At 70.0% G+C, this 18,767-nt stretch carries 16 protein-coding genes; all 16 read left to right on the top strand.

Annotated elements, in window-relative coordinates; translation table 11 throughout:
* Positions 1-75 precede the first annotated feature (75 nt).
* The 16 genes from rsmD to ftsY all read left to right on the top strand — a co-directional run bounded on the left by rsmD (position 76) and on the right by ftsY (position 18,677).
* Positions 76-633 (top strand): 16S rRNA (guanine(966)-N(2))-methyltransferase RsmD, encoded by a 558-nt coding sequence (gene rsmD, locus LX13_RS22460; RefSeq protein WP_253663496.1) that lies wholly within the window; start codon positions 76-78, stop codon positions 631-633.
* Positions 634-683: 50 nt separating this feature from the next.
* Complete coding sequence (gene coaD, locus LX13_RS22455; RefSeq protein WP_253663495.1) at positions 684-1,160, top strand: pantetheine-phosphate adenylyltransferase; 477 nt, start codon at positions 684-686, stop codon at positions 1,158-1,160.
* Positions 1,161-1,317: 157 nt separating this feature from the next.
* The gene (locus LX13_RS22450) at positions 1,318-2,094 is read left to right on the top strand and encodes a DivIVA domain-containing protein (RefSeq protein WP_253663494.1); all 777 of its coding nucleotides are present in this window, start codon (positions 1,318-1,320) and stop codon (positions 2,092-2,094) included.
* A 77-nt stretch (positions 2,095-2,171) separates the two neighbouring features.
* A complete protein-coding gene (locus tag LX13_RS22445) occupies positions 2,172-2,771 on the top strand; it encodes a YceD family protein (RefSeq protein WP_253663493.1) in 600 nt (199 codons plus the stop codon).
* Positions 2,772-2,847: 76 nt separating this feature from the next.
* Positions 2,848-3,573, top strand: coding sequence for a ribonuclease III (gene rnc / locus LX13_RS22440; protein WP_253663667.1), 726 nt, complete (start codon positions 2,848-2,850; stop codon positions 3,571-3,573).
* Between the two features lie 36 nt (positions 3,574-3,609).
* Positions 3,610-4,545 (top strand): bifunctional DNA-formamidopyrimidine glycosylase/DNA-(apurinic or apyrimidinic site) lyase, encoded by a 936-nt coding sequence (gene mutM / locus LX13_RS22435; protein ID WP_253663492.1) that lies wholly within the window; start codon positions 3,610-3,612, stop codon positions 4,543-4,545.
* A 285-nt stretch (positions 4,546-4,830) separates the two neighbouring features.
* Complete coding sequence (locus tag LX13_RS22430; protein ID WP_253663491.1) at positions 4,831-4,929, top strand: potassium-transporting ATPase subunit F; 99 nt, start codon at positions 4,831-4,833, stop codon at positions 4,927-4,929.
* Positions 4,929-6,614: a potassium-transporting ATPase subunit KdpA gene (gene kdpA, locus LX13_RS22425; protein WP_253663490.1), complete on the top strand. Its 1,686-nt coding sequence runs from the start codon at positions 4,929-4,931 to the stop codon at positions 6,612-6,614. The genes LX13_RS22430 and kdpA overlap by 1 nt, the downstream gene beginning before the upstream one ends.
* Positions 6,611-8,716, top strand: a complete 2,106-nt coding sequence (gene kdpB, locus LX13_RS22420) for a potassium-transporting ATPase subunit KdpB (protein ID WP_372500000.1) — start codon at positions 6,611-6,613, stop codon at positions 8,714-8,716. Before kdpA ends, kdpB begins: the two co-directional genes overlap by 4 nt.
* Positions 8,717-8,722: 6 nt before the next feature.
* Positions 8,723-9,349, top strand: a complete 627-nt coding sequence (locus LX13_RS22415) for a potassium-transporting ATPase subunit C (protein WP_253663489.1) — start codon at positions 8,723-8,725, stop codon at positions 9,347-9,349.
* A 33-nt stretch (positions 9,350-9,382) separates the two neighbouring features.
* Positions 9,383-11,983, top strand: coding sequence for a DUF4118 domain-containing protein (locus tag LX13_RS22410; protein ID WP_253663665.1), 2,601 nt, complete (start codon positions 9,383-9,385; stop codon positions 11,981-11,983).
* A gap of 4 nt (positions 11,984-11,987) precedes the next feature.
* Entirely contained in the window at positions 11,988-12,668 is a 681-nt protein-coding gene (locus LX13_RS22405) for a response regulator (protein ID WP_253663664.1), read from the top strand.
* Positions 12,669-12,714: 46 nt separating this feature from the next.
* A complete protein-coding gene (locus tag LX13_RS22400; protein WP_253663488.1) occupies positions 12,715-13,200 on the top strand; it encodes an OsmC family protein in 486 nt (161 codons plus the stop codon).
* A 2-nt stretch (positions 13,201-13,202) separates the two neighbouring features.
* Positions 13,203-13,520 (top strand): acylphosphatase, encoded by a 318-nt coding sequence (locus LX13_RS22395; protein ID WP_372500026.1) that lies wholly within the window; start codon positions 13,203-13,205, stop codon positions 13,518-13,520.
* Between the two features lie 108 nt (positions 13,521-13,628).
* Entirely contained in the window at positions 13,629-17,231 is a 3,603-nt protein-coding gene (gene smc / locus LX13_RS22390) for a chromosome segregation protein SMC (protein WP_253663486.1), read from the top strand.
* 12 nt (positions 17,232-17,243) lie between these two features.
* Positions 17,244-18,677, top strand: coding sequence for a signal recognition particle-docking protein FtsY (ftsY, locus tag LX13_RS22385; protein ID WP_253663485.1), 1,434 nt, complete (start codon positions 17,244-17,246; stop codon positions 18,675-18,677).
* The last annotated feature ends 90 nt before the right edge of the window (positions 18,678-18,767 follow it).

Raw genomic sequence — 18,767 nt, 5'->3', positions numbered from 1 at the left:
TGTGAGTCCCGTCACCTTTGTCGTCCTCCGGGGTCGCCGATGTGTCCCTCGTCGGCGCATATGACAATCATCCGCGTGAGGATCATCGCGGGTCTGGCGGGCGGACGCGTCATCGCCGCACCACCTGCGGGCACGCGCCCGACGTCGGACCGCGTCCGCGAGTCGTTGTTCGGCATCCTCGACTCCCGCGTCGGCCTGGACGGCCTGCGGGTCCTCGATCTCTACGCGGGTTCGGGCGCTCTCGGTCTCGAGGCGGTGTCCCGCGGTGCGGCGCACGCGACCCTGGTGGAGTCCGACGCCAGGGCGGCATCGACCATCGCGTCGAACGTCACCGCGACCGCGTTGCCCGCCACGGCGTTCTCGGTCCTGCGGCGTCGGGTCGAGGTCGTGGTGGGAGCGCAGGCGCCCGACGGATTCGACGTGGTCCTGCTCGACCCGCCCTACGCCCTCGACGACGCCGCGGTCTCGGCGAACCTGTCCGGTCTGCTCGCCCACGGGTGGTTGTCGCCGGACGCGGTCGTCGTCGTCGAACGCTCGGCGCGGTCGGAGCACACCGACTGGCCGGCCGGTCTCGAGTCGTATCTGACCCGTACCTACGGCGAGACCCGCGTCGACATCGCCACCGCCACGTAGGTGTCGGTGAGCGGCGGGGGTCGTCGACGACCTCCTGCTAGCTTGACCCCATGCCTGGCGCCGTCTGCCCCGGATCGTTCGACCCGCTCACCCGCGGGCACCTCTTCGTGATCGAACGATGTGCCGCCCGTTTCTCCGAACTCGTCGTCACGGTGACGATCAACCCCGCGAAGAAGGGGATGTTCAGCATCGACGAGCGGGTGGCGTTGATCGAGGAGTGCACCGCCCATCTGCCGACCGTCCGGGTGGACCGGTGGGAGGGGCTGCTCGTCGACTATCTCCGCGAGAACGACCTCGGCACGATCGTGAAGGGTCTACGCAGCGACGTCGACTTCTCCTACGAGGTGCCCATGGCGCAGATGAACCGCGACCTGACCGATGTCGAGACCCTCTTCATGCTGACCGATCCGCAGTGGTCTCACGTGTCGAGCTCCCTGGTCAAGGAGGTCGCCCGCCTCGGTGGTGACGTGCAACCGTTCCTCCCGGCCCCGGTGTTCGCAGCCCTGCGCGCCAAGCTCGATTCCTGACCGCAGGCCACGTCCCCCTGTGCGGCCCGGTTGGCGCCTGCCCCGACACGCCCGGGCAGATACCGCGCAAATCGAGTAACAGTGGGCACACTGGTCACAGAAACAACACCAATCACTCGAGTAGGGGTACACCCCCGAGCGGGAAACAGAGGTAGCTGTGTATCGAGTATTCGAAGCTCTGGACGAACTGGGTGCGATCGTCGAGGAGGCGCGTGGCGTCCCCATGACCGCCGGCTGCGTCGTCCCACGCGGTGATGTGCTGGAACTCCTCGACGACGTGAAGGACTCGATCCCCGCGGAACTCGACGACGCCCAGGATGTCCTCGACCAGCGCGACAAGCTGGTCGGTGACGCCCGCGAGCACGCCGAGAGCGCGATCGGCGAGGCGACCTCGCAGGCCGACGCGATGGTCTCGCACGCCCGTGCCGAGGCGGACCGCATCCTGTCCGAGGCCAAGTCGCAGGCCGACCGCATGGTCGCCGAGGCGCAGGCCCACTCGACCGACGTGGTCTCCGAGGCCAACGCCGACGCCCAGCGCACCGCCGCAGGCGCCGCACGCGAGTTCGAGGCCGTCACCGGTCGCGCACGTGCCGAGGCCGCCCGCATGATCGAGTCCGGCAACAGCAGCTACGAGAAGTCGGTCGCCGACGGCATCGCCGAACAGCAGCGACTCGTCTCCGAGACCGAGGTCGTCGCCGCGGCCAAGTCCGAGGCCGACCGCATCATCGACGCCGCCCACGCCGAGTCCGATCGTCTCCGCGGCGAGTGCGACGTCTACGTCGACAACAAGCTGGCCGACTTCGAAGAGGTCCTCACCGGCACGATGCGCTCGGTCAACCGTGGTCGCCAGCAGCTGCGCACCGGCGCGGGCGTACACGATTACAACGAGCACCCGCGCGCCGGGATGGAGTTCCCGACCGGAGTGGCGGTCTGATCTGCTCGATGGTCATCGAACACCGGCGGATCGGGTGGGTTCGTCTGTCATGGCCCATCGGCGTACCGTGGTGATTCGTGTCCGATCAGCGTCTTCGTACCAACTCCGCGGTGACCCCCTTCGTGCTCGACATCCGGTCCCTGGGCCGGCGTGCCGGGTCGATGGCGCAGGTGCACCGAACCGTCTCGGTCGACCGGTCCATCGGGCTGGATCTGATCGCGATCCCGTCCGAGAGTGACATCGACCTCGACCTGCGTCTCGAAGCAGTGGCCGAGGGTGTGCTCGTCACCGGGACGGTGAGCGGCGACACCGCCGGACAGTGCGCACGGTGTCTCGAACCGCTCGGCGGCACGGTCAACGTGTTCCTGACCGAGCTGTTCGCCTACCCCGACAGCGTCACCGATCAGACGACCGACGCCGACGACATCCACCGCATCTCCGACGACCAACTCGACCTCGAGCAGGCGGTCATCGATGCGGTCGGTCTGGACCTGCCGATGGTTCCGCTGTGCCGCGACGACTGCAGCGGACTGTGCCCCGACTGCGGGGTGCGGCTCGACACCGCCGACCCCGACCACCACCACGAGAAGATCGACCCGCGGTGGGCCGCCCTGCGCGACCTCGCCACCGACGGTGATTCGACGACCACCGACACCGGCCCGGACACGTCGCGATGACGGGACGGGTGGAGTGACCCGGAATGCTCCCGTGACCGAAGACGACCCGCGTCCCCTCGACGAGCCGACGCCGGCGGTGTCGCCGCCGGCGCCCGTGCTCATCGTCGATCCCGCCCCGCTGCTCGAGGCGGTCGGGGTGTCGATACGTCGCGATCTCCTCGTCCTCGCGTTGACGCACCGCTCCTACGCCTACGAGAACGGCGGACTGCCCACCAACGAGCGCCTGGAATTCCTCGGCGACTCCGTGCTCGGCGTCGTCATCACCGAGGAGCTCTACCTCACCCACCCGGATCGCCCCGAGGGGGAACTGGCCAAGATCCGGGCCAGCGTCGTGAACATGTACGCGCTCGCCGACATCGCGCGGGGGCTGGGCGACGGTGGCCTCGGACGCCACCTGCTGCTGGGCCGCGGTGAGGAACTCACCGGTGGTCGCGACAAGGCGAGCATCCTGGCCGACGGCATGGAGTCCATCCTGGGCGCGCTCTACCTCGACCACGGCTTCGAGACGGCGCGGCGCGTCGTCTCGTCGTTGTTCGCGGCGTCGATGCAGCGCGCGGCGATGATGGGCGCGGGCCTCGACTGGAAGACCTCGCTGCAGGAACTCACCGCGGCCCGCGGACTCGGGGTCCCGACCTACCAGATCACCTCGGTCGGGCCCGACCACAGCAAGGAGTTCACCGCCACCGCGCTCGTGGCGGGCGATGCCCTGGGTGTGGGAGTCGGGCGGACGAAGAAGGAAGCCGAGCAGAAGGCGGCCGCCACCTCCTGGCAGGCGATCACCGAGTCGGGTTCTGCCACCTAGTGGTCGTCTCACCCTCCCGCGCCATCGCAGGCGCACATGCCTGAGCTCCCCGAGGTCGAGGTCGTCCGCCGCGGACTCGAGTCGCACGCCGTCGGACGCACCATCGACTCGGTCACCGTGCTCCACCCGCGCGCCGTCCGTCGGCACCTGCCCGGCGCCGACGACCTCTCCGGGGTGTTGGCGGGCGCCCACATCCGCGCCGCGCGCCGCCGTGGCAAGTACCTGTGGCTCGACCTGCACCGGCCCGACGTGCCCCAGAGAGCTTCTGTCCCGGTCGAATCCGCGGTCGCCGACCCGCCTGCCGACTCGTCCGACCTTGCTCTCGTCATCCACCTCGGCATGAGCGGTCAGATGCTGGTGACGGCGCCGGACGCGCCGGACCCCGTGCACCTGCGGGTGCGGGCGCAGCTCGGCGACGGCATGGAGCTGCGCTTCGTCGACCAACGGACGTTCGGCGGGTGGTTCCTCGACGCGTACTCCGACGACCCGGACCCGGCGCTCGCCGACATCCCGACGACCATCGCCCACATCGGCGCCGACCCCTTCGACCCGGCGTTCGACCCCGCTGCGATCGTGGCCGCCTGGCGGACCAAGCACACCGAGATCAAACGCGCGCTCCTGGATCAGACCCTGGTGAGCGGTGTCGGCAACATCTATGCGGATGAGGCGTTGTGGCGCAGCAAGATCCACGGCGCGCGGCTGACCGACGAGCTCGGTCCCCGCAAGCTCCGCTCGCTCCTCGATGCCGCGCGGCAGGTGATGTCGGAGGCGCTCGAGTCGGGCGGTACCTCGTTCGACGCGCTCTACGTCAACGTCAACGGGCAGTCGGGTTACTTCGAGCGGTCGCTGAACGCCTACGGCCGCGAGGGGCAGCCCTGCCGACGGTGCGGTCGGTTGATGCGCCGTGAGCAGTTCATGAACCGCAGCTCGTTCAGCTGCCCGAAGTGTCAGGTGCGTCCCCGAGGGGTGTGATCGCGACCCGTCATGTTTTTCGCTTGGCGAACGATACGCGATGATCGGATTCGTCGGCGTATGGATTGCGTCAAGACTGCAGGTGAGCGCGTCGAGAGCGCGTTAACGCGGGCTTTCTGGCCCCGATCCTGAGACACGATCAGACTCGCGAACCGGACCATTGCGGGTCCGGCGCTCGAGTCGCCTAGGAGATCGCGTGACGGACCTGATTTTCGTGCTCATCATCATCGGGCTGTTCGGTGCCTGCGCGCTCGTGCTGCGCGCGGTGTCGAGCCGGGTCTCGCGGTGACCGCCTCGGGGACGGTCAACGTCATCCTGCTGGTGATCGCGGCCGTCGTCGCGCTGTACCTGCTCACGGCACTCGTCTTCCCCGAGAAGTTCTGATGAACCCTGCTCTGGCCGCGACACTTCAGATCGCGGCGGTGGTGGTGGTCCTCGTGCTGGCCTACGTTCCGCTCGGCGACCACATGGCCCGCGTGTTCACCGGCACCCACGACATCGCGCCGGAGCGGTGGTTCTACCGCGTCGTGCGTGTCGACCCCGGCCGTAAGCAGACGTGGGTTGCGTACGCCGCCGCGTTGCTCGGCTTCTCACTCGTCAGCGTGCTGTTCCTGTATGTCCTGCAACGCATCCAGAATCATCTGCCGATGTCCGGCGGGCGGCCCGCGGTACCGAGTTCGATGGCGTTCAACACCGCCGTCTCGTTCGTCACCAACACCAACTGGCAGTCCTATTCGCCCGAGGCCGTGATGGGGAACCTGACCCAGGCCGGGGGGCTCGCGGTGCAGAACTTCCTTTCCGCCGCAGTCGGACTGGCGGTCGCCATCGCACTGGTGCGCGGCATCGTCTCGAAGGTCAGCACCGGTGAGATCGGTAACTTCTGGGTCGACCTCGTCCGCGGCAGCATCCGGATCCTGTTGCCGCTCAGCGTCCTGTTCGCGATCCTGTTCCTCACCCAGGGCGTCGTGCAGTCGTTCCACTCGGGATTCGACTTCACCAGGCTCGACGGCGCCACCGGTCACGGGGTGCTCGGTCCGTTCGCCTCCCAGGAGGCCATCAAGGAACTGGGCACGAACGGCGGCGGTTCGCTGGCCACCAACTCCGCGCACCCGTTCGAGAACCCGACGCCGTTGAGCAACATCGCCCAGATCATCGCGATCCTGATCATCCCGGTCTGCCTCACCCGTACCTACGCCACGATGGTCGGCGACCGTCGCCAGGGCTTCACCATCCTCGGTGTCATGACCGCGCTGTTCGCGATCATCCTGTCGATCACGTGGGCGTTCGAGGAACGTACGAGCGGCGTGGCCGCGACGGCGGCCGGCGCGATGATGGAGGGCAAGGAGCAGCGCTTCGGGATCCCTGCCTCGGCGCTGTTCGCGGCCGCGACGACCGGGACCTCGACAGGTGCCGTCAACGCCCAACACGACAGTTTCTCGGCGGCCGGGGGCGGGGCGCTGATCTGGAACATGCTGCTCGGCGAGGTCGCCCCCGGCGGTGTGGGCACCGGTCTCTACGGGATGTTGGTGCTGGCCATCATCGCGGTGTTCGTCGGCGGTTTGCTCGTCGGCCGCACGCCGGAGTTCCTCGGCAAGAAGATCGGCCAGCTCGAGATAACGATGGCCGCGCTGTCGATCCTGGTGATGCCCGCGCTCGTCCTCGTCGGCACGGCGATCACCGCGATCCTGCCGTCTACCCCGTCGTTCCAGGGCAACAGCGGCGACCCGGGGACCCCGGGCTCGATCCACGGCTACTCGGAGATCCTCTACGCCTTCGCCTCGGCGTCGAACAACAACGGCAGCGCGTTCGGTGGCCTGACCGTCACCAGCGACTGGTTCCAGACCTCGTTGGGTGTGGCGATGCTGTTCGGTCGGTTCCTGCCGATCATCTTCACCCTCGCGCTGGCCGGCCTGCTGGCCCGCCAGAAGGCGAAACCGATCTCCTCGGCCACTCTGCCCACCCACGGCCCGCTGTACGGAGGCCTGTTGACCGGCACCGTCCTGCTGGTCGCCGGACTGACGTTCTTCCCGGCCCTCGCGCTGGGCCCGATCGCGGAGGCGCTCGCATGACCATCACCGATTCCCCGACGCCGGAGACAGCGGTGTCGTCGGCCCCGTCCGACGACATGGCGGGCAGTGGGGCGTTCTCGCCCACCCAACTCGTCCGGGCCGTACCCGACGCGCTGCGCAAGTTCACCCCGCGCGACCAGGCCCGTAACCCGGTCATGTTCGTGGTCTACCTCGGTGCGATCGTCACCACGGTGCTGGCCGTCGCGGAGCCGTCGTGGTTCTCGTGGGCCATCGCGTTCTGGCTCTGGTTCACCTCGCTGTTCGCCAACCTCGCCGAGGCCGTCGCCGAGGGGCGTGGCAAGGCCCAGGCGGCGAGCCTGCGCAAGGTCAAGCAGGACACGACGGCCCGCCGGCTCGGGGCCGGCGACGAGATCACCGAGATCTCCGGCGCCGACCTGGTGATCGGCGACCGCATCGTGGTCGAGGCCGGCGAGGTGATCGCAGGCGACGGTGACGTCGTCGAGGGGATCGCGACCGTGGACGAGTCGGCGATCACCGGCGAGTCCGCCCCGGTGATCCGCGAGTCCGGCGGGGACCGGTGCGCGGTGACCGGTGGGACCGTGGTGCTCTCGGACCGGATCGTCGTGAAGATCGCGACATCGCCGGGGGAGTCCTTCGTCGACCGGATGATCGCGCTCGTTGAGGGCGCGTCGCGCAAGAAGACGCCCAACGAGATCGCCCTGGACATCCTGCTGGCGAGCCTCACCGTCATCTTCCTGCTCGCGGTCGTCGCCGTCGGACCGTTGCAGCAGTACGCCGGTTCGACGCCCGACCCGGTCAAGCTGATCGCCCTGCTGGTGTGTCTGATCCCGACCACGATCGGCGCCCTGCTGTCGTCGATCGGCATCGCGGGCATGGACCGGCTGGTGCAACGCAACGTCCTCGCCATGTCGGGCCGTGCCGTCGAGGCGGCCGGCGACATCGACACCCTGCTGATGGACAAGACCGGGACGATCACGTTCGGCAACCGCCGGGCCACCGCACTGGTCCACGCGCCGGGCGTACCGATCGACGAGATCGCCCGCGCGGCATGCCGTTCCAGTCTCGGAGACGACACCCCCGAGGGACGCAGCATCATCGACCTGTGTCGGGACAGATACGGCATCGACGTCGAGTCGGTCCGGCCCGCACCGGGATCGGCGACCATCGTGCCGTTCACCGCGCAGACCCGCATGAGCGGTCTCGACATCCCCGAGGAGGGCGACCTCGCCATCCGCAAGGGGGCCGCCGACGCCGCGATCCGGTGGGCCCGCGAGGGCAGGACCCCCGTCGACGACGCGGTGACCGCGGCGGTCGACGAGATCGCCGCCGGAGGCGGGACCCCGCTGGTCGTGGCTGACCGTGTCGGTGATGCGCCGGTACGGATCCTCGGTGTCATCGCACTGTCCGACGTCGTCAAACCCGGTATCGCCGAACGCTTCGCGCAACTGCGGGCGATGGGCATCCGGACGGTGATGGTCACCGGCGACAACCCGCGGACCGCAGCCGCGATCGCCGCCGAGGCCGGCGTCGACGACTTCATCTCCGAGGCCACTCCCGAGGACAAGCTCGCGCTGATCAAGACCGAGCAGTCCGGTGGGCGGCTGGTGGCCATGACCGGTGACGGCACCAACGACGCACCCGCTCTCGCGCAGGCCGATGTCGGGCTGGCGATGAACACCGGCACGTCGGCGGCGAAGGAGGCCGGCAACATGGTCGACCTCGACTCCGATCCGACCAAGTTGATCGACGTCGTCGCGATCGGCAAGCAGCTGCTGATCACGCGCGGCGCGTTGACGACCTTCTCGTTGGCCAACGACCTCGCCAAGTACTTCGCGATCCTGCCCGCACTGTTCAGCGGGATCTATCCGCAGCTCGACGACCTCAACGTGATGCGACTGCACTCGGCGGCCTCGGCCATCACCTCGGCCGTCATCTTCAACGCGCTGATCATCATCGCGCTGATCCCGCTGTCGTTGAAGGGCGTTCGCTACCGACCGAGTTCGGCGTCGAAGCTGCTGGGCCGCAACCTCGCGGTCTACGGCGTCGGCGGGGTCGTCTCCCCGTTCATCGGTATCTGGCTCATCGACCTCGTCGTCCGTTTTCTCCCGGGAATGGGGTAACCCAGCGTGCTCATCATCAAACAGGTTCTGCGACAGTCGATCGTCGGTCTCGCCGTGCTCATCGGGCTCACCGTCGTGCTCGGCGCGGCCTACCCCGCCGCGGTCTGGGGCATCTCCCGTATCGGCAGCGCGTCGGCCGAGGGGTCGACGGTCACCGACGCCCGCGGCTGCGTCGTCGGCTCGTCTCTGCTCGGCGTCGACCTCACGGCACCGGCGGGCGGCCCCGACCCGTACCTGCACTCGCGGGTCGTGGGATCGGCCGACGACCCGTTCGCGCCCGGTGACCCGTCGGCGTCGGGGGCGAGTCAGCAGGGCCCGAACAGCGAACTGCTGGCCCGCACCATCACCGCCCGCCGAGCGGCCATCGCCGCTCGGGAGGGCGTGGCGCCATCGGCGGTCCCGGTCGACGCGGTGACGGGGTCGGGCTCCGGTGTCGACCCCGACATCAGCGAGGCCTATGCGGCACTGCAGGTCCCACGACTCGCCCGGGCCAACGACCGGTCGGTCGCCGACGTCGAGGCCATCGTCGCGCGGCACACCTCCGACCGGCAGCTCGGATTCCTCGGGCAGGCGCGGGTGAACGTGCTGGAGGTCAACATCGACCTCGGCCGGCTGGCACCGAGGTGCGGGTAGCGGGTCGTCGTGGGGCAGGAGAAAGATCAGGTGGTGCCCACCCGATCAGCAGACGCGTCGCCACCGGCGGGACGCGGCGTCGGTGGGCCGGCCGAGAAGCGCGGGACGCTGCAGATCTTCCTCGGCTGCGCTCCCGGCGTCGGCAAGACCTACGAGATGCTGGCGCAGGCGGGCACGTTGGCGGCCGAGGGCGCCGACGTCGTGGCCGCGATCGTCGAGACCCACGGGCGCAGTGCGACCGCCCGGATGCTCGAGGGCATCGAGACCGTACCGACCACCCCGGTGCACTACCGCGGCACCGTGCTCGACGAACTCGACCTGTCCGCGGTGCTCGAACGCGCGCCCGACGTCGTGCTCGTCGACGAACTCGCGCACAGCAATGCCCCCGGCGGCGCCAACGCCAAACGGTGGGAGGACATCCGCGACATCCTCGACGCGGGGATCGACGTGCTGTCGACGGTCAACATCCAGCACCTCGAGAGCCTCAACGACGTCGTCGCCCAGATCACCGGGGTGACGCAGCGCGAGACCGTCCCCGACGACGTCGTCCGTGCCGCCGATCAGGTGGAGCTCGTCGACATCGCGCCCGAGGCGCTGCGTCGCCGCCTGTCGGCCGGGAAGGTCTATCCCGGCGAACGCATCCAGGGCGCCCTCGTCAACTACTTCCGGCAGGGCAACCTCACGGCCCTGCGCGAACTCGCGCTGCTGTGGCTGGCCGACCGCGTCGACGACTCGCTCGCCGACTACCGGGCCGAACACGCCATCACCGCCACCTGGGAGACCCGTGAACGGGTGGTCGTGGCCATCACCGGCGGGCCCGAGTCGGCGACCCTGCTGCGTCGGGCCAGCCGCATCGCCTCCCGCTCCAGTGCCGAGCTGATCGCGGTACACGTCATCCGCGGTGACGGTCTGCTCGACCGACTCTCGGGCGAGCTCCCGTCGCTGTCGGATCTCGCCGCTGGGTTCAACGCCCGAATCCACACCGTGGTCGGCGACTCGATCCCGGAGACCCTCCTCGACTTCGCGCGGGGCGTGAACGCCACCCAGCTCGTGATGGGCACATCGCGGCGCTCGCGGTGGCAACGCCTCGTCGACGAGGGGACCGGTGCGGGCGTGGTGCGGATGTCGGGGAAAATCGACGTCCACATGGTGACCCACGATCAGGAGCGACGTCGCAACCCGCTCGACATCCGCGAGACCCGCTTCCACCGTCCCCTGAGCTGGGTGCTGGCGGTGGTGGTGCCGTGCGCGGCCGCGGCGGCGCTGTTCGGGCTGGACCGGTGGCTCGGGTTCGCCAGCGAGACCGCCGTGTTCTTCGTCGTGGTGCTCGCCATCTCGATGCTCGGCGGGGTCGGGCCGGCCGCGCTGACGGCCATCGCGTCGGGACTGCTGCTCAACTTCTTCTTCACCGATCCGCGCTACACGTTCACCATCGACAGCGTCGAGAACCTCTCCACGATCGTGGTGATGCTGCTGATCGCCATCGCGGTCGCCGCGCTGGTCGACTCGGCGACGGTGCGTCGCCGCGAGGCCACCCGTGCGGCGGGGGAGGCCGAACTGCTGGCCACCTTCGCGGGCGCGGTGCTCAGCGGGCAGAGCCTGGACTCGCTGCTCGAGCTGGTGCGGACCACCTTCGACCAACAGGCGGTGTCGGTGATCCGGATCGACGACGGCACCTCGGTGCCCGTGGTGGAGAACGCGGTGGGGATCGACCCGCCGACGACCCCCGGTGCGGCCGACACGGTCTGCTCCGTCCCGTCCGGGCCGTTCGTGCTCCTGCTGCGGGGTCCGTCCGTCGGCGGCCGGGACCGCCGGGTCCTCTCAGCGGTGGCCGCGCAGGCGGCGGGCGTCGTCGAACGCAGGCGGCTGGCCGAGGAGGCCTCGAACGCCAAGGCACTCGCCGAGACCGACCGGCTGCGCCGCGCGCTGCTGTCGGCGGTGAGTCACGACCTACGGACCCCGCTCGCCGCGGTCAAGGCGGCCGCCTCGAGCCTGCGCAGCACCGATGTGTCGTTCTCCACCGAGGACACCGCGGAACTGCTGGCCACGATCGAGGAGTCGACCGATCACCTCACGGCGCTGGTGGGCAACCTGCTGGACTCCTCGCGGCTGGCCGCCGGGGTGGTGCGGCCGCAGATGCGGACGGTCTACCTCGCCGAGGTCGTCGGTCGCGTGCTGGTCGGGATGTCGACCTACGACATCCGCCAGGTCAACCGCGTCGAGATCGGTGTCCGGGACGTCGCCGTGCACGCCGATTCCGTTCTGCTCGAACGCGTTCTGGCCAACCTCATCGACAACGGCCTACGCCACGGCGGCGACGGTCCGGTGCAGGTGACCGCCGAGATCACCGCCGCCGACCCCCGACGGGTCCTGATCGGTGTCGTCGACCACGGCGAGGGGATCCGACCGCACGACCGTGACCAGATCTTCGCGGCGTTCCACCGGCTCGGCGACCAGAACGCGAGTTCCGGTGTCGGTCTGGGACTGTCGGTGGCCCAGGGGTTCACCGAGGCCATGGGGGGAGCGCTGGACGCGCACGACACCCCCGGCGGCGGACTGACCCTCGTGGTCGACCTGCCCGCCGATCCCGATCCCATCGAAGGAGCCGACGGTGTCGCAACCACAGACCGATGAGCACGTGCGGGTCCTCGTCGTCGACGACGAACCGCAGATCCTGCGCGCACTGCGGATCAACCTCAAGGCCCGCGGTTTCGAGGTCACCACCGCCTCGACCGGGGCGGGTGCGTTGCGGGCGGCCGCGCAGACCAACCCCCAGGTCGTCGTCCTCGATCTCGGGTTGCCCGACATCGACGGGTTCGAGGTGCTCTCCGGTCTGCGCGGGTGGACCACCGTGCCGGTGATCGTGCTCTCGGCCCGGACCGACGCGGCCGACAAGGTGCAGGCCCTCGACGCCGGCGCCGACGACTACGTCACCAAACCCTTTGGCATGGAGGAACTCCTGGCGCGGCTGCGGGCGGCGGTCCGCCGGGCGAGCGCACCGACGCCGGGCCTCGAGGAACCGGTCGTCGACGCGGGGACGTTCGTCGTCGACCTGCGGGCGAAGCTCGTGCGGCGTGACGGCACCGACGTCCACCTCACCCCGACGGAGTGGGGCGTGTTGGAGATGCTGGTCCGCAACGAGGGCAAGCTCGTCGGCCAACGTGAGCTGCTGCACGAGGTGTGGGGACCGTCGTACGACTCGCAGACCCACTATCTGCGTGTCTATCTCGCCGGACTGCGCCGCAAGCTGGAGTCCGACCCCGCCCATCCGACGCACCTGCTCACCGAGGCGGGCATGGGGTACCGCTTCGTCCGCTGACCCGGAGGCCGGAATGCGGTCACCGGACGCGGTGTTCAATCGTCGTATGACGACGAGCGCAGACAGCACCGACAACACCGCTCCCGGTACGTCCGGTACGACACGACTGTGGGTCGAGCGCACCGGGACCCGCCGCTACACCGGCCGGAGCTCCCGCGGCGCCGAGGTGCTCGTGGGTTCGGAGGACGTCGAGGGGGTCTTCACCCCGGGGGAGCTGCTCAAGATCGCGCTCGGCGCGTGCACGGGCATGAGTTCGGACGCCCCGCTGTCGCGACGCCTCGGCGACGACTACGACGCGACCGTGCGGGTGAGCGGTGCGGCGGACCGCGACAACGAGGTGTACCCCCGTCTCGACGAGGTCCTCGAACTCGATCTCTCCGCTCTCGACGTGGACACCGCGAAGCGACTGCTCGTCGTCGTCGAACGCGCGGTCGACGCGGCCTGCACGGTGGGCCGCACCCTGAAGGCGGGCACCGAGGTCGGCCTCACGATCGAGGCGGGCCCAGCTTCGCCCCGGAGGGTCGCCGAGTGAGAATCGAGCGGAGCGAGGATCGGAGCGAGAGCGGGCCCTCCGGCGAAGACACAGTCCGGCTCACCGCTTGGGTACACGGACATGTGCAGGGCGTCGGGTTCCGCTGGTGGACGCGATCAAGGGCACTCGAACTCGGCCTCGTCGGTTACGCCGCGAATCAGTCCGACGGACGGGTCCTGGTCATCGCCGAGGGGACCGAGACGAACCTGCACCGCCTGCTCGAACTGCTGCGCGGCGACACCACACCGGGCTCGGTCGACCTCGTCGTCGAGGAGTTCGGCGCACCCGCGGGCGACCTGACGGGCTTCAGCGAGAGATGAGCGACTTCGTCGCGGAACGCTGAGCGACACCGCGGTGAACAGCGCCGGAACAGCCGAGCCGACACGAGTGGTGATGGCCGTCGCACCGGATGGGTAATCTCTACCGTCGTGCACCTCAAGAGCCTGACGCTGAAGGGATTCAAGTCCTTCGCGTCGGCCACCACCCTGAAGTTCGAACCGGGGATCACCTGTGTCGTCGGACCGAACGGCTCCGGCAAGTCCAACGTGGTGGACGCACTGAGCTGGGTGATGGGCGAGCAGGGCGCCAAGGCACTGCGCGGCGGGAAGATGGACGACGTCATCTTCGCCGGTACCTCCGGTCGGCCCCCGCTGGGTCGGGCCGAGGTCACGCTGACCATCGACAACGCCGACGGCGCACTGCCCATCGACTACTCCGAGGTGTCGGTCACCCGCCGGATGTTCCGCGACGGCGCCGGCGAATACGAGATCAACGGCAGCTCGTGCCGTCTGATGGACGTCCAGGAACTGCTCAGCGACTCCGGCATCGGCCGCGAGATGCACGTCATCGTCGGTCAGGGACGCCTCTCGGCCATCCTCGAGTCCCGCCCGGAGGACCGGCGCGCGTTCATCGAGGAGGCCGCGGGCGTCCTCAAGCACCGCAAGCGCAAGGAAAAAGCGGTCCGCAAGCTCGAGTCGATGCAGGCCAACCTCGCCCGACTCGGTGACCTCACCGACGAACTCCGCCGCCAGCTCAAGCCGCTCGGACGCCAGGCCGAGGTCGCCCGCCGCGCGCAGACCGTCCAGGCCGATCTCCGCGACGCCCGCCTGCGCCTCGCCGCCGACGACCTCGTCACCCTGCGGGGCGCCATGGCCGATCAGAGCGCCGTCGAGACCGCGATCCGCGAACAGTCCGACCTCGTGGCCGCCGAACTCGACACCGCGACCGCCGAGATGAACCGACACGAGGCCGACGTCGCCGCGATCGTGCCCGCCGCCCAGTCGGCCGCGGCGTCGTGGTTCCGGCTCTCGGCGCTGGCCGAGCGGGTCGACGCCACCCGCCGGGTCGCCGCCGAACGCACCCGCCATCTGTCCCAGCCGGTCGTCGCCGAGAGCGGCCGCGATCCCGACGAGATCGAGATGCAGGCCGAGGCGGCCGCCGAACAGGAGGCCATGCTCGACGAGGCCGTGGTCACCGCCGACGCGGCCCTCGAGGCCACCCGCGGCGCGCTGTCGGGAGCCGAATCCGCCGCTGCGACAGCGGAGAAGGCGCACATGGACGCCGTGCGCGCGGTGGCCGACCGGCGTGAGGGGCTCGTCCGCCTCGAGGGCCAGGTCACCAACCTGACGACACGCGCGGAGTCGACCGACGCCGAGGCTGCGCGTCTGTCGGCCGCGATCGCCGACGCCACCCTGCGGGCCGAGGAGGCCCAGGCGGAGTTCGACGCCGTCTCCGCGACCGTCGCCGACCTCGACGCCAGCGAACTCGGCCTCGACGAACACCACGAACGCAGCGTCATCGCGCTCAACCACGCCAACGAACGGGTGGCCGAACTACAGGCCGCCGAACGCACCGGCGAGCAGCGCGTCGCGTCGCTCACCGCCCGGATCGAGGCTCTCACGACAGGTCTGCACCGCAAGGACGGCGGCGCGTGGCTGCTGTCGAACGGGGTCGACGGACTGTTGGGTTCGTTGGTCGATCTGCTCCGCGTCGACACCGGCTTCGAGGCCGCCATCGCCGCCGCGCTGGGGCCGGCGGTCGACGCGGTCGCCGCCGCGGATGTGACCGCCGCTCGAACGGCGTTGTCGGCGTTGAAATCCGCCGACGGCGGTCGCGCCGCGCTGATGATCGGCGGACTCACCGCACCCGCCCCGAACGAACGGGGTGCACTGCCGCCCGGTGCGCGGTGGGCGTCGCAGGTTCTCTCCGCCCCCGACGACCTGCGCGGCGCGGTGTCGCTGCTGCTCGCCCAGACCGTCATCGCCGACGACGAGACGATCGCCGAGTCCGTCGCTCGCGATGCCCGCGAGCGGGGTCGTCGCCTCGACGTCGTCACCCTCGACGGCGACGTCCTGGGCCCGGGGTGGATCAGCGGCGGTTCCGATCGCAGACCGTCGACCCTCGAGGTCCAGGCCGACATCGACTCGGCGAAGGCCGATCTGGTCATCGAGCAGCACAAACGTGAACAGGTCAGCGCGGCGCTGTCGGGGGCGCTCGCCGAGCAGGAGAGCCGACGCCAGTCCGCCGACGACGCCCTTGCGGCCCTGCACGAGTCCGACGCCGCCGTCGGCGCGGTCTACGAACAGCTCGCCCGTCTGGGGCAGACCGCCCGTGCCGCCCACGACGAGGCGTCCCGCCTCACCGGGCAACGCGCCGGTGTCGAGTCAGGACGTGCGGCGACCCTCGCCGAGCTGCAGGAGATGGAGGACCGGTTGCGCGCGGCACGCGCCCGGCCCGACGAGTCCGACGACGGCGACGAGGGCGCCGACACCGAGCGCGTCGCCGCGGCGGCCGCGGTGTCGATGGCCCGCGCGGCCGAGACCGATGCACGTCTGACCCTGCGCACCGCGGAGGAGCGTCTCGCCTCGGTGCGCGGCCGCGCCGACTCGCTGCGTCGCGCCGCGGCGTCGGAACGGGAGTCCCGGGCCCGCGCCGAACGACAGAACCGGGCCCGCGCCCACGCCGCGGAGGTCGCCCACGCGGTGGTCGCCGCGGCCGACGAGATCTCCGAGCGGCTCGTCGACGCCGTCGCCCAGGCCCAGAGCGCCCGCGACGAACTGGAGACCGCTCGCACCGAACGATCCGCTCAGCTCGACGCCGTCCGTCGACGGGTCGCCGAGCTGACCACGACGATGGCCCGCCTGCGCGACGAACTCCACCGCGACGAGGTGGCGGGCGCGCAGGCCGCCCTCCGGGTCGAGCAGCTCGAGGAACAGATCTCGTCGACCTACGCGATCGGGCTCGAGGACCTCGTGACCGAGTACGGTCCGGACGTCGAGATGCCGCCCAGCGAACTGGAGATGGCCGAGTACCAGCAGGCGGTCGAGCGCGGGGAGATCGTCGTCGCCCCCACGCCGCTGCGCTACAACCGCACCACCCAGGAAGCCCGCGCCAAACGCGCGCAACGGGACCTGAACACACTCGGCAAGGTCAATCCGTTGGCCCTCGAGGAGTTCGCCGCCCTCGAGGAGCGCTACACCTTCCTGTCCACCCAGCTCGAGGACGTGCGCAGCGCCCGTCGGGATCTGCTCGAGGTCGTCGAGGACGTCGACGCGAAGATCCTGGAGGTGTTCAGCGAGGCCTACGCCGACGTCGAACGCGAGTTCGCCGAGGTCTTCACGACCCTGTTCCCCGGGGGTGAGGGGCGGCTGTTCCTGACCGATCCGGCCAACATGCTCACCACCGGCATCGAGGTGGAGGCCAGGCCGCCGGGCAAGAAGGTCAAACGACTCTCCCTGCTCTCCGGCGGCGAGAAGTCGCTGACCGCGGTGGCCATGCTGGTGGCGATCTTCCGCGCCCGACCGTCACCGTTCTATGTGATGGACGAGGTCGAGGCCGCGCTGGACGACACCAACCTGCGTCGCCTGATCCGGTTGTTCGAACAGCTGCGGGAACGGTCGCAGCTCATCGTCATCACCCACCAGAAGCCCACCATGGAGATCGCCGATGCGCTGTACGGCGTGAGCATGCAGGGCGACGGCATCACCACGGTCATCTCGCAGCGGCTGCGCGGCGTCGACGTCACCTCCTGACAGACTGTGGGGGTGAACACCGAAATCATCATCGGCATCGTCGTGGCCGTCGTCGTGGTCGCGCTTCTCGTCCTCGTCGTCGGCCTCGTCCGTGCCCGTCGTAGGCGGATCTCGCTGCGTGACACCGCAGGCGATCCCACACAGGCCGGCCCGCGCGAGGTCGACCGCTCCGGCGGCTACACCGCCGGGGGTGGGTTCAACTTCAGCCAGGGCGGCGCTGCGACGCCGACACCGACGGCCCCGGCTCCCGGCGAGAAGCCCGTGGCCCCCGACCGCGGCGAGTGGGCGGATCTGCCCGAGCGCACCGAGACCGACGGCCAACCCGGTGTCGGTGACGACGCCGCGATCCCGCGGGATTCCGCGCAGCGCGGCATGACCGACCTGTCGCTGCCCGACCCCGACCTCTACGACCCGCCCGCGACGCCGCAGGATCCCGACACCGCGGCCGACGAGGCCGGGACCACCGCGCCCGACGACCTCTCCGGACTCACCGAGGCACCGGCGCCGGTCCGGATCGACGAGATCGCGCCCGTCGACGGCCGCCTGCATCGACTACGCGGACGTCTCGCCCGCTCGCAGGGCGTGTTCGGCAAGGGCGTGCTCGGCCTGCTCGGTGGCGGCGACCTCGACGAGGACTCGTGGGAGGAGGTCGAGGACACCCTGCTCTCCGCCGACCTCGGCAGCGCCACCACGACCGCCGTCGTCGACCGCCTGCGTGCCGAACTGGCCACCGCCAGCGTTCGCAGCGCCGCGGAGGTCCGCGAACTGCTGCGTTCGGTGCTCGTGGCCGCCCTGCTGCCCGACCTCGACCGGTCGGTGCGCGCCCTGCCGCACGCCGACACCCCCGCGGTGTTGCTCGTGGTCGGTGTCAACGGCACCGGCAAGACCACCACGGTCGGCAAGCTCGCCCGTGTGTTGGTCGCCGATGGGCGCCGCGTCGTCCTCGGGGCGGCGGACACGTTCCGTGCCGCCGCGGCCGATCAGCTGCAGACATGGGGCGAACGCGTCGGTGCGACCGTCGTCCGCGGCCGTGAGGGTGCCGACCCGGCCTCGGTGGCGTTCGACGCCGTGGCCGCGGGTGTCGCCGACGGCGTCGACGTGGTCGTCATCGACACCGCGGGCCGCCTGCACACCAAAACCGGCCTGATGGACGAACTCGGCAAGGTCAAGCGCGTCATCGAGAAGAAGACGAAGGTCGACGAGGTGTTGCTGGTCCTCGACGCCACCACCGGTCAGAACGGCATGGCGCAGGCGAAGGTGTTCGCCGACGTCGTCGACATCACCGGCGTGGTGCTCACCAAGCTCGACGGCACGGCCAAGGGCGGCATCGTCTTCCACGTCCAGCACGAGCTCGGCGTACCGGTGAAGCTGGTCGGACTGGGGGAGGGCGCCGACGACCTCGCACCGTTCGAACCCGGCGCCTTCGTCGACGCACTGCTCGGCTGAACACCACTGTCCGATTCGTCCGACTGGTGGTGATTTGCCTTGCGTACGGGTTTTCTGACCTGGGGCGATACGTGGACGAAATATAGGATG

Source organism: Williamsia maris (assembly GCF_024171815.1).
Taxonomy (GTDB): domain Bacteria; phylum Actinomycetota; class Actinomycetes; order Mycobacteriales; family Mycobacteriaceae; genus Williamsia_A; species Williamsia_A maris.
The sequence above is the reverse complement of the archived record's forward strand: the minus strand, read 5'-3'. Positions and strand labels throughout refer to the sequence as shown.